The sequence below is a fragment of the Pseudomonas sp. SZ40 genome (genome assembly GCF_052958135.1).
Window position 1 is genome coordinate 141,002 of sequence record NZ_JBQWIF010000007.1, and the last position, 16,051, is coordinate 157,052.

13 protein-coding genes and 2 pseudogenes are annotated in these 16,051 nt (G+C 64.4%); 10 read left to right on the top strand and 5 right to left on the bottom strand.

What is annotated here, in order from left to right:
* Positions 1–28 precede the first annotated feature (28 nt).
* The 5 genes from ACT9T4_RS08530 to ACT9T4_RS08550 are packed head-to-tail and all read left to right on the top strand — an operon-like array spanning position 29 to position 5,555.
* Positions 29–1,093, top strand: coding sequence for an ABC transporter substrate-binding protein (locus ACT9T4_RS08530; protein WP_499116461.1), 1,065 nt, complete (start codon positions 29–31; stop codon positions 1,091–1,093).
* Entirely contained in the window at positions 1,090–2,397 is a 1,308-nt protein-coding gene (locus ACT9T4_RS08535) for an acyl-CoA thioesterase/bile acid-CoA:amino acid N-acyltransferase family protein (protein ID WP_499116463.1), read from the top strand. Before ACT9T4_RS08530 ends, ACT9T4_RS08535 begins: the two co-directional genes overlap by 4 nt.
* Positions 2,394–3,152, top strand: a complete 759-nt coding sequence (locus tag ACT9T4_RS08540) for an ABC transporter ATP-binding protein (protein ID WP_499116465.1) — start codon at positions 2,394–2,396, stop codon at positions 3,150–3,152. The genes ACT9T4_RS08535 and ACT9T4_RS08540 overlap by 4 nt, the downstream gene beginning before the upstream one ends.
* Positions 3,145–3,921: an ABC transporter permease gene (locus ACT9T4_RS08545; protein WP_499116467.1), complete on the top strand. Its 777-nt coding sequence runs from the start codon at positions 3,145–3,147 to the stop codon at positions 3,919–3,921. Before ACT9T4_RS08540 ends, ACT9T4_RS08545 begins: the two co-directional genes overlap by 8 nt.
* Positions 3,922–3,932: 11 nt before the next feature.
* Entirely contained in the window at positions 3,933–5,555 is a 1,623-nt protein-coding gene (locus ACT9T4_RS08550) for a gamma-glutamyltransferase family protein (RefSeq protein ID WP_499116470.1), read from the top strand.
* Between the two features lie 158 nt (positions 5,556–5,713).
* On the opposite strand, the gene ACT9T4_RS08555 is transcribed toward ACT9T4_RS08550, so the two are convergent.
* Positions 5,714–6,154: a hypothetical protein gene (locus ACT9T4_RS08555; protein ID WP_499116472.1), complete on the bottom strand. Its 441-nt coding sequence runs from the start codon at positions 6,152–6,154 to the stop codon at positions 5,714–5,716.
* Positions 6,155–6,468: 314 nt separating this feature from the next.
* On the opposite strand from ACT9T4_RS08555, the gene ACT9T4_RS08560 reads away from it, so the two are divergent.
* The 5 genes and pseudogenes from ACT9T4_RS08560 to ACT9T4_RS08580 form a co-directional block, all read left to right on the top strand.
* Positions 6,469–7,458, top strand: a complete 990-nt coding sequence (locus ACT9T4_RS08560; RefSeq protein WP_499116474.1) for an aliphatic sulfonate ABC transporter substrate-binding protein — start codon at positions 6,469–6,471, stop codon at positions 7,456–7,458.
* A gap of 74 nt (positions 7,459–7,532) precedes the next feature.
* Positions 7,533–8,366 carry an ABC transporter permease gene (locus tag ACT9T4_RS08565; RefSeq protein WP_042553688.1) on the top strand — a complete coding sequence of 278 codons (834 nt, stop codon included), beginning with the start codon at positions 7,533–7,535 and terminating at the stop codon, positions 8,364–8,366.
* Between the two features lies 1 nt (position 8,367).
* Positions 8,368–9,087, top strand: a complete 720-nt coding sequence (locus ACT9T4_RS08570; protein WP_499116476.1) for an ABC transporter ATP-binding protein — start codon at positions 8,368–8,370, stop codon at positions 9,085–9,087.
* Positions 9,088–9,265: 178 nt separating this feature from the next.
* A pseudogene (locus ACT9T4_RS08575) lies at positions 9,266–9,982 on the top strand (MCP four helix bundle domain-containing protein); the annotation flags it as partial.
* Positions 9,983–10,243: 261 nt separating this feature from the next.
* A pseudogene (locus tag ACT9T4_RS08580) lies at positions 10,244–10,840 on the top strand (methyl-accepting chemotaxis protein); the annotation flags it as partial.
* Positions 10,841–10,953: 113 nt separating this feature from the next.
* On the opposite strand, the gene ssuD (ACT9T4_RS08585) reads toward ACT9T4_RS08580, so the two are convergent.
* From ssuD (ACT9T4_RS08585) to ssuD (ACT9T4_RS08600), 4 genes are all read right to left on the bottom strand, one after another.
* Positions 10,954–12,090, bottom strand: coding sequence for an FMNH2-dependent alkanesulfonate monooxygenase (gene ssuD / locus ACT9T4_RS08585; RefSeq protein WP_179538078.1), 1,137 nt, complete (start codon positions 12,088–12,090; stop codon positions 10,954–10,956).
* 78 nt (positions 12,091–12,168) lie between these two features.
* Positions 12,169–13,269, bottom strand: coding sequence for a sigma-54 interaction domain-containing protein (locus ACT9T4_RS08590; RefSeq protein WP_042553684.1), 1,101 nt, complete (start codon positions 13,267–13,269; stop codon positions 12,169–12,171).
* An 8-nt stretch (positions 13,270–13,277) separates the two neighbouring features.
* Positions 13,278–14,465 (bottom strand): acyl-CoA dehydrogenase family protein, encoded by a 1,188-nt coding sequence (locus ACT9T4_RS08595; protein ID WP_042553683.1) that lies wholly within the window; start codon positions 14,463–14,465, stop codon positions 13,278–13,280.
* Positions 14,462–15,619: an FMNH2-dependent alkanesulfonate monooxygenase gene (gene ssuD / locus ACT9T4_RS08600; RefSeq protein ID WP_179538079.1), complete on the bottom strand. Its 1,158-nt coding sequence runs from the start codon at positions 15,617–15,619 to the stop codon at positions 14,462–14,464. Before ssuD (ACT9T4_RS08600) ends, ACT9T4_RS08595 begins: the two co-directional genes overlap by 4 nt.
* Positions 15,620–16,051: the final 432 nt, after the last annotated feature.

Consider the following 16,051-nt stretch of genomic DNA (forward strand, 5'->3'; position numbering starts at 1 on the left):
CTTTCAACACAACCCAGGATCTGCCTCCATGCGCTTCGCCATTCGCTCATTGCTGCCCCTCACGCTGGCAGTTGCCAGCCACGCCCATGCCCTCGACGAGGTCACCGTCGCCCTTGCCATTCCCGCCGCCGTTCACGACGGCGCGCCATATGCCGCAGCCCAGGAACTGGGGCTGTTCACGGAACAGGGGCTGAGCGTCGAGACCGTGGTCTTCCAGGGGGCTGGCGCCTTGTTGCCACAGGTTGCCAGCAAACGGGTGACATTCGGCTTCCCGGTCGCCGAGCCGGTGCTTTCCAGCCACTTCAACAAGAACCCGTTGCCGCTGCGCTACTTTTACAACGGCGTTCCCAGCCAGACTCTGGAATACCAGGTACTCGCCGATTCGCCGATCAAGACCCTGGCCGATCTCGAGGGCAAGAAGATCGGGGTCGGTGCCTTGACCTGGGGCACCTTGCCGAACAGCCGCGCAGCCCTGCGCGTCGCCGGCCTGGAGCCTGGCAAGAACGTCGAATTCGTCGCCGTCGGCGCGCTCGGCGCGGGTTTTCAGGCGCTGCGCAGCGGTCAGGTGGATGCGCTCAACTTCAATAACAGTTGGGGTGACATGCTGGAACTGTCCGGCACGCAAACCCGGCGCATCCAGTATCCCGAGGTGTTTCAGAACAACCCCGGCAACGGCTTCATCGCTCACCAGGACACCTTCAAGGACAACCCCGATCTGATCCGCCGTTTCGGCCGCGCCTATACCGAGGCACAGTTCGTGTGCGAGGTGAACCCGGCGTTCTGCGTCCAGGCATTCTGGCGTCAGCACCCTGAAAGCAAGCCTGCCGATGCCCAGGGCAAGGGCCTCGAAGACGCCAAGACGCTGCTCGCTCGCCGTTTGCAGCGCACCTTGTATTTCCCGGATGGCAGCCCGCGCGTACCGGGGCAATATGACCTGCAGGCGATTCGCGCTGCGGTACAGGCCATGGCCGAGGCGGGCGAGTTTCCCAGTGCCGAGGTGCCGGTGGAGCAGGTGTTCTCCAACGAGTTCGTACCCGCCTTCAACGATTTCGACCGTGACGCGCTGCGCAAGCGTGCGGAGGCGGCGCAATGACCCCCGCGTTCGAAATCGACATTGCCGATGGGCTGATCGACCAGCCCCGGCGCGTTCGGGTGCTGGGGCTGAGCCCGGGTGTGGCGCATCTGACGGCGACCCTGGAACATCCCGATGGCAGCCTGTGGCAGAGCGAGGCCAGCTTCGAAGTCGCTGCCGACGGCGTGCTGGATATCGATGCACAAGTGCCCCTTGCTGGCGACTGGAGCGAGCTGGAGGCGCTGGCGCCGGTGTGGGCGTTGCGCCAGCTGAGCCCGCCTCGCAGGCCGCAAGCCAGCGAGGGGCTGGACCCCCTGTCGATTCGCTTGCAGATAGGCAATGCCGCTGGCGGTAGCGCCTCGGCCACGCTCACCCAGCGCTTTCTCGCCCCCGGGGTGAGCCGCCGTGAAATCCGCGATGAGGGGCTTTCCGCAACCGTGTTCAGCCCCGCCGGCGATGGCCCACACCCGCTGGTGATCGTGCTCAATGGTTCGGGGGGCGGTACGCCGGAGCAACGTGCGGCGCTGTATGCCGCCCATGGCTATGCGGCACTGGCTTTGGCCTTTTTCAAGGCGCCGGGGCGGCCCGAGCATATTTCCGACACGCCGCTGGAGTACTTCGAGCAGGCACTGCTCTGGGCGCGGCGCGAGCTGCAGCCGCGGCATGGCTTCATCGCCGTCGCCGGCTTGTCTCGCGGCGGTGAGCTGGCATTGCTGCTGGGGGCGACCTTTCCCGAGTTGGTATCCGCGGTGATCGGCTACGTGCCGAGCGCGGTGATCCACGGCACCTTGCGGGCAGGGCGTCCGGAGCAGCCACGTGACGCCGACGCATGGACATGGCGTGGCCAGCCGCTGCGCAATGTCTGGAGGGACAACCCCGCGGCGGACTGGCGGGCCTTCGACCAGCCCCCCGAACCCGGGGCGGCGATTCGCCAGGCACCGGCCTTCGTGGCAGTGGAAGCCCATGCAGCCAGCGTCGCGGCGGCACGCATTGCCGTTGAGCGCATCGATGGGCCGATCCTGCTCATCTCGGGGACCGACGATGGTTTCTGGCCGTCCAGCGCTTACAGCGAGCGTATTCAGGCCGAACTGCAGGCGGCAGGGCATGCCTGGCCGGTCAGCCATGCGCGCAATGAAGGGGCAGGTCACGCCATCGGCTTTCCCTGCGTGCCCACCACGCAGATCGCCAAGGTTCATCCGGTCGCCGGTGTGCTGATCAGTGGTGGCGGCACCCCGGCAGCCAATGCCCGTGCCAACCGCGAGAGCTGGCAGGCCGTGCTGAAGTTCCTGGCCGATGCGCTGCGTGCACGGGAGACGCAGCCATGAGCGCGGCCTTGACCCTGCAGGAGGTGGGGCTGACCTACCAGACCCGTCGCGGAGAGATTCAGGCCCTGGCCGACGTGAGCATGAGCATCGCCGACGGGGAGTTCGTCGCGGTGCTCGGGCCCTCCGGCTGTGGCAAGTCCACCGTCCTCAAACTGGCGGCAGGCTTGCTCGACGCCAGCCAAGGGCGAGTGGTGGTCGCCGGGCAGGCGATAGAAGGCCCTAGCCGGCATACCGGCGTGGTGTTCCAGAAACCCAATCTGCTGCCCTGGAAAACCGTGCTGAACAACGTGCTGCTACCGGCACGCACGCTTGGCCTGCCCATCGACGAGGCTCGCCAGCGGGCGACGGCGCTGCTCGAGCTGGTCGGCCTCGGCCCGTTCGCCAACGACTACCCGTTCGAACTCTCCGGGGGCATGCAGCAGCGTGTCGGGATCGCCCGCATGCTGTTGCACGATCCGCAACTGCTGCTGATGGACGAGCCGTTCGCCGCCCTCGATGCCTTGTCACGGGAGGCACTGACCCTAGAGCTGCAACACATCTGGAGCCAGCAGCGCAAATCGGTGCTGTTCATCACCCACAGCATTCAGGAGGCGGTGTTTCTGGCGGACCGGGTGCTGGTCATGTCGCCGCGCCCCGGGCGCATCATCGACGAGGTGGCGATCACGCTACCGCGCCCGCGCACCCTGGAAACCCTGGCCGACCCGGCGTTCATCGCGCTCTGCCAACAACTGCGAAGGCACTTCACCCATGCGTAGATTGCTTCCCGTGCTCTATCCACTGACCAGCCTGGCGGTGCTGATCCTGATCTGGGATCTGTCCGTGCGCCTGCTCGAAATTCCCGACTATCTGCTGCCTGCGCCGCTGACGGTCTATCAGGCGCTGGCGGGCGGTTTTGCCGATGGCAGCCTGTGGCCGCACATCGGCGTCACCCTGGGTGAAACCCTCAGCGGTTACGTGATCGGCTGCCTGCTGGCGATCGTCCTGGGCGCCTTGCTGGCCGAGTCGGAAACCTTCGAGCGCTTCGTGTATCCCTTGCTGATCGGCCTGCAGGCGACACCCAAGGTCGCACTGGGGCCGATCATTCTGGTCTGGTTCGGCTTCGGCATGGCCTCGAAGATCGTGCTGGTGGCGCTGGTCTGCTTCTTCCCGCTGTTCGTCAATACGGTGAACGGCATTCGGCGAACCGACCCCGAATTGCTCGACGCCTGCCGTTCGTTTTCCGCCTCGCGGCTCTACCTGCTGATCCACGTGAAGTTTCCTGCGGCGGCGGGCGAGGTGTTCGCCGGTTTGCAGATCGGCGTGTCGCTGGCGTTGATCGGTGCGGTGGTCGGCGAGTTCCTTTCCGCCCAGCGTGGCCTGGGTTATCTGATCGCGTCCAGCTCGGTGAGCATGAGCCTGTCGACCATGTTCGCCGGTGTCATCCTGCTGGCGCTGATCGGTCTGTGCGGTGCGCAGACCGTGCGCTGGCTGCAACGCCGTGTGATCTTCTGGGAGCCGGGCGCTGTCCGATCCCCTAAACACTGATGGAGAACCCGATGTCCTTTGACTGGCACAACCCTTATCCGTCGATCCGCATTCCGTTGTTCGCCCGCAACGTGGTGTCGACTTCCCACCCCCTCGCGGCTCAGGCAGGTCTGCGCCTGCTGCTCGCCGGTGGCAACGCGGTGGACGCGGCAATCGCCGCGGCGGCGATGCTCACCGTGGTCGAGCCGGTGTCCTGTGGCCTGGGTAGCGACGCCTTCGCCTTGGTCTGGGACGGCCAGTCGCTGCAGGGTCTGAACGCCTCGGGCACGGCACCTGCCGCCTGGACACCCGAGTATTTCCGCCAGCGCCACGGTGAGGATGGCAAGGGCCACGCGAAGCGCCCGGTGCGCGGCTGGGATTCGATAACGGTACCTGGCGCGGTGGCCGGTTGGGCCGCGCTGCACGAGCGCTTCGGCAAGCGGCCGTTCGCCGACGTGCTGGCGCCGGCTGCCGAGGTGGCCGAGCGGGGCATTACCATCGCCCCGATCGTTGCCCACAAATGGGCGGCCGCGGTGCCCGATCTGCGTGATCAGCCCGGCTTCGCCGAGGCCTTCATGCCTGGCGGCCGGGCACCGCGAACCGGCGAGAAATTCGTCTTCGCCGACGCTGCGCGCACCTTGCGGCTACTGGGCGAGCAGGGCGCACGGGCGTTCTACGAGGGTGAGATCGGCGAGGCCATCATCGCCCATGCACGCGCCACCGGTGGCAACCTGAGCGCAGCGGACCTGCGCGACTATCGACCGGAATGGGTGACTCCCATTTCCCAGCGTTATCGCGGTTACGACGTGCACGAGATACCGCCCAACGGGCAGGGCATCGCCGCCCTCATCGCTCTGGGCATTCTCGAGCATTTCGACCTGGCGGCTCTGGCGGTCGACTCGGCTGCTTCGCAGCACCTGCAGATCGAAGCCATGAAGCTGGCCTTCGCCGACGTCTATCGCTACGTGGCCGACCCGCGCAGCATGGAGGTCACGCCAGAGCAGATGCTCGATCCCGCGTACCTCGCGCAACGCGCCAAGGCCATCGATCCGGGCAAGGCGAGCAATCCCGGTTTCGGTCTGCCCAGGTCGGGCGGTACCGTCTACCTCAGCGTCGCCGACGAGAACGGCATGATGGTGTCCTTCATCCAGTCCAACTACATGGGCTTCGGCTCGGGCGTGGTGGTGCCGGGCTATGGCGTCAGCCTGCAGAACCGCGGTGCCGGTTTCTCCAGCGACCCGGCCTCGGCCAACGTGGTGGCACCTGGCAAACGACCGTTCCACACCATCATTCCGGCGTTCCTGACCTGCGACGGCGTGGCGCAGATGAGCTTCGGGGTGATGGGCGGCGACATGCAGCCCCAGGGCCACGTACAGACCCTGGTGCGCATGCTCGACTATGGCCAGCAACCCCAAGCTGCCTGCGATGCACCGCGCTGGAAGGTCAACCGGGACTTCTCGGTGGACCTGGAAGCGAGCATGAACGCCGACGCCGTGCGCGGTCTACACGCCCTTGGCAACACGCTGAAGTCCGTGGAGGACCCCTACATGGACTTCGGTTCCGGGCAGTTCATCTGGCGGCTTTCGGATGACCCGAACCACGGCTACGTGGCTGCCAGCGACGGTCGCCGGGATGGCCAGGCGGTGGGGTTCTGACGGGCCGTACGGGGTGCTGCCCGGGCACTCTGTGGGTTGTCGCAGGACGATGACTGGCGCTGAGCGTGGCTATCCAGACGTTCATGATCAGGCGCTATCACCAGTTCGGGCAGCGTGTGCGAGGGCATGCCGAGACAGCGATGCCCGTGCTGGCGACCCTAGGAGCGATTCACGAGGTCAACGAGATGGTTCAGCAGAAAGTCATTGCTGAACTGTGACAGAAAGGTCTCGGCCGACAAAAAGACGATCCATTGCCCATGTTCCTTGCGAAGGATCAGCGATGGATGCTCGGGAGACAGGTTGCTGACGGTCACCTGCAGAGACGAGTCGACGATGGCGGGTTTGATATCAACGGTGTTGCCGGCCAGGACGATCTTCAGCGACTCGAGCTCGACGATCGCGCCATCGAAGGCGTGCGGTTCTTCGCTGCGGATCAGATCGAGGCCGCCAACTCCCGAAATATCGACATTGATCATCCTGATCAGCTCGCTCAACTGCTCCTTGACCAGGCTGATCTGCCTGTATCGCTCGGCGATGGCGTCATCGGTTCTTTCTCGGTAGATCTTCAGCGCTCTTATCAGGTCGTTCTTGTTGGCCATTGCGTTGCTTCCTCCGTGACGTCTCCTGACTCTAGTCCAGCATTTCGACTGTTGCCGGGTGCCACCGCCGCTTCGCCTGAAGCGGTCGGCCCTGAGTGACGGGGGCGTTTCCGGCCGCAACTGTTCGCTGAGCAACAGCGAATTAACACATTGCCCGTGGCGTGGCAGAAGGGCGCGCTGAAAGCCCCGGAAATTGGGCCCTGGGCGCTGGCACGAGTGCTGCAATGTCCTGCTCAATCGCGGAAAGGATCCGAGCGGCGCTTTCTCGGCGGCGTCGGCTGTCGTTCCGCTTCTGTCCCTGTCAGGAGCATTCCATGCGCCAATCCCGTGTCGCCAATTCGTTCGTACGGCTGCTGGCCTTAGCCGCTACCGCTTTCACGCTGTCCGCGCCGTTGCAGGCGGCAGACCTGCCCAAGGAGCTGAAGCTCGACTACGCTTACTACTCACCGACCAGCCTGGTGCTCAAGCGCTTTGGCTGGCTGGAGGAGAGCGTAGGCCCCGATACCAAGGTGAGCTGGGTGTTCAGCCAGGGCAGCAACCGCTCTCTCGAGTACCTGAACAGCGGCGGTGTGGATTTCGGCTCCACCGCAGGATTGGCCGCAGTGCTGAGCCGTGCCAATGGCAGCCCGATCAAGACCGTTTACGTCGCCAGCCGCCCGGAGTGGACCGCACTGGTGGTCGGCAAGGACTCGCCCATCAAGACCCTGGAGGATTTGAAAGGCAAGAAGATCGCGGCCACCAAAGGCACCGATCCGTTCCTGTTCACCTTGCGCAGCCTGGCCACCGTCGGCCTCGACAAGAACGACGTGGAGCTGGTGCATCTGCAGCACCCGGACGGCCGCACTGCCCTGGAAAAGGGTGACGTCGATGCCTGGGCCGGTCTCGACCCGCTGCTCGCTGCCAGCCAGCTGCAGGCTGGCTCGCGCATTCTCTATAGCAACCTCGACTTCAACAGCTACGGCGTGGTGAGCGTCACCGAGACCTTCGCCAAGGAGCATCCGCAGGCCATCGACAAAGTGCTGGCCGCCTATGAAAAGGCCCGTGAATGGGCCCGCGCCAACCCCGAGGAACTCGCCAAGATTCTCTCCGAAGAAGCCAAGCTGCCGCTGGAAGTGGCCAAGCTGCAATTGCAGCGCACCGACTTCAGCAACGCCCAGCCCGGCCCTGAGCATATCGCAGCGCTCAAGGCTGCCGCACCCATCCTGCTCGAAGAGCAACTGGTACGCCGTGGTACCGACGTGAACGCCGTGGTGGACGCACTCATCGAGCCATCGTTCGGCAAGCAGGCCATCGCCGCCAAATAGGCGTGGTTGCAGCGCGGGCCTCTGTTAGCTGTGGCCCGCGCTGCGTTCATCTCGCTTCGACACCGGAGTCTTTCATGACAATCAAGAGCAAGTCGCTGCCGGCTTTGCGCAGTTCCCCATGGAAACCGGGGTTCGATGCCAGTGCCTGGCGTCGGCGCGCCAAGGGATTGGTCATCCCGCTGCTGCTGATCGTGTTTCTGGAAATCGTGGTGCGCATCGGCTGGATTCCGTCCTATCAGATGCCGGCCCCCAGCGAGATCGTGCTGACTCTGCACGAGCTGGCCGAAGGGCCGCTGTGGGGGCATATCGGCGCCAGCCTGGCGCGGGTATTCGCCGGTTTCGCCATCGGCGCCGGGCTGGCCCTGCTGGTGGCCGCCTGGGTGGGCCTGAGCCGTGAGGCGGAAGCCTATCTGGAGCCCACCTTCGCGGGGCTGCGGGCGATTCCCAGCCTGGCCTGGGTACCGCTGCTGTTGCTCTGGCTGGGCATCGACGAGACCTCCAAGGTCGTTCTGATCGCCATCGGCGCGTTCTTTCCGGTTTACGTCAACGGCGTCGCGGCCATCCGCAACATTGATCGCAAGCTGGTCGAGGTGGGCCAGATGTATGGCTTCAGCTCGCGTCGCCTGGTCTCGCGCATTCTTCTGCCGGCTGCGTTGCCCGGGCTGATGACCGGCTTGCGCAGCGGGCTCAGCCTGGCCTGGATGTTTCTGGTCGCCGCCGAACTGATCGCCGCCACCAAGGGGCTCGGTTACCTGCTCACCGATGGCCGGGAAACCTCGCGGCCGGACATCGTCCTGGCCTCGATCATCGTCCTGGCCTTGCTCGGCAAGCTCAGCGACGGCCTGCTGGCCAAGCTGGAGCAGCGTTTGCTGGGTTGGCGTGACGCATTCACGGGCAAGGAGGTTTGAGATGGCTGCGTCATTGCTGGATATCCGTGTGGAGCGCAAGAGCTTCGCTGGCGTGACCGTGCTGCAGAACGTCGCTTTATCCCTGCGCGAGCGGGAGATCGTCAGCCTGCTGGGCCCCAGTGGCTGCGGCAAGAGCACCTTGCTGCGCATCGTCGCAGGCCTGGAGCGTGAGTACACCGGCCGCGTGCTGCTCGGCGAGCAGGGTGGCGCCGTCTCTTTCGTGTTTCAGGAGCCGCGGTTGATGCCCTGGCTCACGGTGGAGCAGAACATCGGCTTTGCCGACGACCGCGACTACGACCGTGGGCGAGTGGCACAACTGATCGCCGAAGTGGGCCTGGAGGGTTTCGCCAGCGCGCTGCCCAAAGCGCTCTCCGGCGGCATGGCGCAGCGCGTCGCCCTGGCTCGCGGGCTCTATTCGCGGCCACGGGTATTGCTGCTCGACGAACCCTTCAGTGCAGTGGATGCCTTCACCCGAATGAAACTGCAGGATCTGCTGCTCGAGCTTGCCGAACACCATGCCATCGCCCTCCTGGTGGTGACCCACGACGTGGATGAGGCGCTGTATCTCAGTGACCGGGTACTGGTGATGGGCAATCGCCCCAGCGGTATTCGGCAAGAGCTGATCGTCAACCTGCCACGTCCTCGTGACCGCCGTAATGGTGAGCTGTCGCGGCTGAAAGCCGAGGCGCTGACCGAGCTGCACCTGGCTCATGCGATCTGAATGGTGGCAGACCACGCGACAGCGATGTTCGTCGTAATGGCTAAATGCTTCATCTTTACACCCCGCTGCCGATAGAGATGGAAAGGCATACGCGATGCTTTATTTCTAGCTCTATGGGGTGCATGCGATGTTGAGACGGTTGAAAATTGCCAAGCGAACGCTCCTGTGCTTCGCGCTCATGGTCGTGCTGGTATTGGGGCTCGGCGGTTTCAGCTTGCTGCAGTTGGCGAGCATCAGGGGCGAAGGGCTGGAGATCGAAAACGATGCCCTTCCGGGGATAGCCATTGGCGATGACATAGCCCTTGCGTTTGCCAATACGCGTTTCGATGTCATGAAGATGCTCTCCACGCGCGATGCCGCCCAACTCACCGAGGCCTACGAAGAACTGAAGCAGCGCAAGGCGGAGTTCGCTGAGGCCATGGCAGCTTATCGGCCCTTGATAACCTCTGCGGATGAGCGCGCGCTGCTCGACAACATAGACCGTATCTTCCAGGGCTATGGCGGCCAGGCAGAACAGGTGCATCAGCTGGTCAGATCCGGGCAGGGCGAGGCAGGACGAGAGCTGGCGTGGACGCAGATGGCCAGTGTTGCGAAAACCATGGTCGATGAGCTGGGCAAGCTCGAACAGATCAACGATGCGTCCGAGGAGGCATCGAGTGCCAATGCCACTGCCGAGTACGACAAGGCCAAGCTGATCACCCTCATCACGATGCTTATCGCAGTGGTGGTAACGGTGGTGCTGGCGTGGCGTCTGACCAAGAGCCTTTCCGGACCCATCGGGCAAGCGCTGGCGGTATCCGAGACCGTGGCGGCAGGCGACCTGCGGCCGACATGCGCTGACATCTCGGGCATCGACGAAGCGGCCCTGCTGTTGCAATCCATGGAGCGCATGCGTGGCAATCTGCGCTCGACACTGACGCATGTCGGCGATGCGGCGAGCCAGTTGTCCTCGGCCACCGAGGAAATGAGCGCGTTGATGCTGAGCAACAACACTGACCTGGTGACCCAGAATAGCGAGATCGAGATGGCCGCGACCGCCGTGACCGAAATGAGTCAGGCGGTCGACGAGGTCACGCGCAATGCGGTATCGACTTCAGAGGAATCCAGGGCCTCGTCCCGTACGGCGAAGCTCGGTGAGGAGGAGCTCGAGCGGACGGTTCGGTCCATCATCGAGCTGACCGAAAACGTCTCCAGCGCCTCCGAGCAGGCTCAGCTTCTGGCTTCTCGAACACTGGAAATTACCAAGGTGCTGGAGGTCATTCGCTCGGTTTCCGAGCAAACCAACCTGCTGGCGCTGAACGCCGCGATCGAGGCCGCCCGTGCCGGTGATGCTGGCCGCGGCTTTGCGGTGGTTGCCGATGAGGTGCGCGCGCTGGCCCACCGTACCAGTGAGTCGACCCGTGAAATCGAAACCATGATCGGCCACATTCAGCAGGGCACTCGGAGTACCGTATCGGCCCTGGAAGTGAGCAGCGAACAGGCTCAGCGAACCAAGGGCCAGGCTCAGTCAGCCAAGGATGCATTGAGCCTGATCGCCAGCTCCGTAACGGTGATCGATGATCGCAATACGGTGATCGCCAGCGCATGCGAGGAGCAGTCTCAAGTCGCCCGGGAGGTCGACAGCAACCTGGTACGTATCCGTGACCTCTCTGCTCAGTCCGCGGTTCGCGCCGATCAAACGGGCAGTGCCAGCCGTGCGCTTGCCGAACTGGCTACGGGCCTGAGCGTCAAACTGAGGCATTTTCAGCTGTGAGCAGTGGGGCGGCCTGATGCTCGCCCCGGCAAGCGGAGTGCGGGTTTGGGCCGTGTGGGCGCGACGGCCGCGGCTCGCCGCGGCTGCCCACGGCTATTCGAATGTGGGGCGGATCAGGCTGCGTTGTCGTTCTTTTGGCCAGCACGAATGTCGAAGGCGCCGCCGGTGAAAGCACCCTCGACGGTGACCTTGCCCTTGCCTGGCAGCAGTGGGAACACCAGTTCGGCGAAGCGGTAGGCCTCTTCCAGATGCGGGTAGCCGGAGAGCACGAAGCTGTCGACGCCGAGGTCTGCATATTCCTGAAGACGCGCCGCTACCGTTTGCGGGTCGCCGACCAGCGCAGTGCCGGCACCGCCGCGTACCAGTCCAACGCCAGCCCACAGGTTGGGCGCCACCTCCAGCTTGTCGCGCTGGCCGCCGTGCAGGGCCGCCATGCGCCGCTGACCTTCGGAATCCATCTTGGCGTAGTTGGTCTGCGCGGCGGCGATGGTTTCATCGTCCAGATGGCTGATCAGCTCGTCGGCGGCCGCCCAGGCCGCGGCGTCGGTCTCGCGCACGATCACGTGCAGGCGTACGCCGACGCGCACGGTGCGGCCGTAGGCCGCTGCACGGGCACGCACGTCGGCAATCTTCTCGGCCACTGCCGCTGGCGGCTCGCCCCAGGTCAGGTAGGCGTCGACATGCTTGGCTGCCAGGTCGTGGGCTGCCGGTGACGAGCCGCCGAAGTACAGGGGCGGGTAGGGCGTCTGTACCGGCGCGAAGAAGTTCTGCGCACCGCGTACCTTGAGATGCTTGCCGTCGAAGTCGACGGTCTCGCCTTGCAGCAGTTGGCGCCAGATGCCGAGAAACTCGTCTGAAGCCTCGTAGCGCTGGTCATGATCGAGAAACACACCGTCCGCTTCCAGCTCGGTGGCGTCGCCGCCTGGCACCACGTTGAGCAGCAGCCGACCGCCGCTGGCCTGATCGAGGCTGGCCGCCTGGCGGGCCGAGGCGGTGGGGTTGCCCAAGGAGGTACGCAGCGCCACCAGCAGTTTGATGCGCTGGGTCACCGGCACCAGACTTGCCGCCGTGACCCAGGGATCGAGACAGCTGGCGCCGGTTGGGATCAGCAGGCCATCGTAGCCAAGCTGATCGGCGGCCACGGCGATCTGCCTCATGTAGGCGTTGGTGGCGGGGCGGCCGCTCCCGGAGTGGCCCAGATAGCGGGTGTCACCGGAGGTGGGAAGAAACCAGAATATGTCCAGGCTCATGAAATGCATCCTTTACGCGATCGTGGGGGAAGGCGATTCAGCCTTCTTCTATCGCATGCTCGGCATGGTCATCGTTCGTCAGATCGACAGGTTGATGACCCGGTTGCCCTGCGAACTTTGCGCAGGTTTTCGTTTGTTGACCACCAGCTCGCCAATCGCGATCAGCCTGGCCCGGGTGACGTTGCGCGTCAGCCCAAGCAGGCTGGCGGTGTGTACCTGGTTGTAATGGCTGAAACGGTAGGCGGCCCTTAGCAGGCTGTCTTCGACCTTCTCGTGCAGGGCGCCGCTCTGCTCCTCGAACAGCCGCTGGAACGCGCGCTGCAGCAGGGCATCGGCGGACTCGTCGACCGGTGGTGCGCCGTCCTGGCGCTCGATACGCATGTTCGACAGGCGCAGGTCGTCGTGCTCGATCACCCCGGCGCGGCAGATCAGCAGCGTATGGTGGATGACGTTCTCCAGCTCACGGATGTTGCCGGGCCAGCTGTAATTGACCAGCTTGGTTTGAGCCTCGTGGGTCAGACGCACCTCGCCATAGCCGAGGCGATTGCTGTAGGCCGTGATGAAGTGCCGGGTCAGCGGCAGGATGTCACCAGGGCGCTCGCGCAGCGGGTGCAGTTGCAGGCTGACGACATTCAGGCGGTAGTACAGATCCTCGCGGAAATGCCCGGCGTTGATGGCCTTTTCCAACTGCACGTTGGTGGCCGCCAGCACCCTGACGTTGATTGGAATGCTTTTGCGTGAGCCCAGGCGTACCACCTCGCGCTCCTGCAGAACGCGCAGCAGCTTCACCTGGATGGGCATCGGCAAGTCACCGATCTCGTCGAGGAACAGGGTGCCGCCGTTGGCCTCCTCGAACCAGCCGGCCTTGGCGGCCAGGGCGCCGGTGAAGGCCCCCTTTTCGTGGCCGAACAATTCGGCCTCGACCAGCGACTCGGAGAAGGCGCCGCAGTTGACCGCCATGAACGGCCCGTTGCGCCGGCCGCTGAGGTTGTGGATGTGCCGCGCGACCAGTTCCTTCCCGGTACCGGTTTCGCCGATTATCAGGACGCTTGCCTCGCTGGGTGCGACCTGTTGCAAGTGGGCGAGCAGCGCCTGCGATTTTGGGTCTTCGAAAACCTGAGCGGTTGCCCGAATCGAGGTAGCCAGTGCGGGGGAGGGAGGAAGCGTCAGCAGCTGCATGGTTATCCCTATGAGTAGAAGGTTGGCGTGGGGCGTGTCTGGTTGAGAGCCCAGTCGCCCAGTTCCTGGATCTTGTAGTCCACGGGGTCGTGCAGGGTTTGCGTGCGCAGGTTGCGCCAGTGTCTATCGAGGCGCAGCGAGGCATGGGTGGCGCGAGCGCCGGTGACTTCGAACAGGCGGTTGCAGATATCCAGGCCGGTACGGCTGGCCGCCACCTTGGCAGTGGATATGGAAATGGCCAGTCGGGCGCGTTCTTCGGCGCTCAGCGCATGCTCCTTGCTCCAGGCCTCGTCGAGCTGCGCGGCGGCCCGTTCGACCAGCAGGCGTACGCCTTCCAGGCCAACCCAGAATTCACCGTAGTGGCGCAGGATGTACGGGTCCTCGCTGGTGTGCTGAGCCTTGGATCTGAACCACGGGCGACCCTCCTTGAGGGTGTAATGGCGTGCGTCCTCCAGAGCACCTTCGGCGATGCCGAGAAAGATGTGCGAGAAGTGCAATTGCGCGATCAGTGGCCGGAGACAGGCGAACGGTGTACTCAGCGGGCCCGGATCGAGCAGCAGCTCCTCTTCTTCGACGCGCACCCGCTCGAAGGTCGCGCTGCCGCTGTCGGTCTGCCGCTGGCCCATGTTGTTCCAGTCGTCATGCAGGGTGATGCCGGTACGGCCACTGGGGATAGCTGCGATCAGCAGTTTGCCCCCGGCACTCTCGTCGACGGCCGAAGCGATCAGCATTTCCGAGTCGGTGGCTCCCGAGCAGAAGCTCTTCTTGCCGGAGAACTCGCGCCAGCCGTCGAACTTCTTGACGATGGTTCGGGTGTCCAGCGGGTTCAGGGCGTTGCCCCAGAACCAGTTCTTGCGCGCGGTCTGCTCGTACCAGGGTTGCCATTGTTCCGGGCGGGAGAACAGGCGCACGGTCGCCAGCATCAGGTGCTGGAAGCCGAAGACATGGGCGATGGAGCTGTCGACCTTGGCGAATTCACGCACCACCCCCAGGGTCTCGGTCCAGCTGGCACCCAGGCCGCCGAACTGAGTGGGGATGCTGAGCGCGAGCAGGCCGCTCTGGCGGATGGCGTCGCGTTCGGCTTTTGGCGTACCACCGGCTTCGTCGCGCTCGACAGCGGTTTCGGCAAAGTCGGCCGCCAGCTTTCGCGCGGTTTGCAGTGGGCTGATAACTGCAGTTTTATGATGGGCGCTCACGCGTTGGTCCTCGCGGTCTGGGTACTGGGCAGCACGTCGTTGGCGATCATTTCGCCGAATGGGCCAGTGAGATTGGTGATGCCACGGCCGGCGAGGCTGGCATAGGGCTCTGGTAGAAGGGGAAAGACCAGCTCGGCGAAGCGGTAGGCTTCCTCGAGGTGGGGGTAGCCCGAGAAAATGAAGCTGTCGATGCCGAGATCGGCGTACTCCTTGATGCGAGCCGCCACCTGCTGCGGATCACCGACCAGCGCAGTGCCGGCGCCGCCACGCACCAGGCCGACGCCCGCCCAGAGATTGGGGGCGATCTCCAGGCTGTCGCGGCGCCCGCCATGCAAGGCGGCCATGCGCCGCTGGCCTTCGGAATCGAAACGCGCGAAAGACTTCTGCGCGGCCTCGATGGTTTCGTCCGAGATGTGTTCGATCAGGCGATCTGCAGCCGCCCAGGCTTCTTCCGCCGTTTCCCGCACGATCACGTGCAGGCGAATACCGAATTTCAGGGTGCGGCCATGCTTGGCGGCGCGGGCCCGCACGTCGGCGATTTTCTCGGCCACCGCGGCCGGTGGTTCGCCCCATGTCAGGTAGACGTCGAGCTGCTCGGCGGCCAGTTCGTGGGCGGCCTCCGACGAGCCGCCGAAGTACAGCGGTGGGTAAGGGCGTTGCAGCGGTGGATAGAGGGCTTTGGCGTTATCGACCTTGAGGTGCTTGCCGTCGAAATCCACGGCTTCCCCTTGCAGCACGCGACGCCAGATACGCAGGAATTCGTCGGTGACTTCGTAGCGCTCGGCATGGCTCAGGTGAATGCCGTCGCCGCGATTCTCATCCGGGTCTCCGCCAGTGACGACGTTGATCAGCAGGCGCCCGCCCGATAGACGATCGAGGGTCGCGGTCATGCGCGCCGAGACAGTGGGCGAAATGATCCCGGGGCGGATCGCGACCAGATAGCGCAGGCGCTCCGTCATGGGTGCCAGGGCCGAGGCGACCACCCATGAGTCTTCGCAGGAACGACCGGTTGGAATCAGCACGCCGTAATAGCCCAGGCCGTCGGCTGCCTGGGCGATCTGCTTGAGGTAGTTGAGGCTTACCGGGCGTGCGCCCTGACTGGTACCGAGAAAGTGACCATCGCCATGGGTCGGCAGAAACCAGAAGACATTCATCCGGCAGCCTCCTGCTCATGGCGGGTCGGGCATCGGTGCTGGTGCCGGGAGGCGTGGGGCGAGACCGCTGACGGCCTGCGTTGGGTCCTGGGGGTGGTGCGGCGAGCAATCATGTACGCGTCCTGTGACAGGGCCCCGTGAAGAGGGCGGCACATGCAGACAGCAAGAGCTGTACCAGCAGCATTGACCACGGATTGCGGAGCCTTGAGGCAGCTGGTGAGAGTGGCAGGTGTTTCTCTGCACAACCTAGTGTTGTGCAACTGTTGCTGAGCCAACAGTTGTTGGGCGTACAGCGCAGATGCAGGAAGAGATCGGATGGTGCAGGGCATGGCGTGCTCGTTTCGCGTCCTGTTCACCAGGGTTATACGAGCAAAGGCTTATTCTTCAAAAGAATTTGAATGGATATCGTTATAGCTGTTTTGATTTATTTCC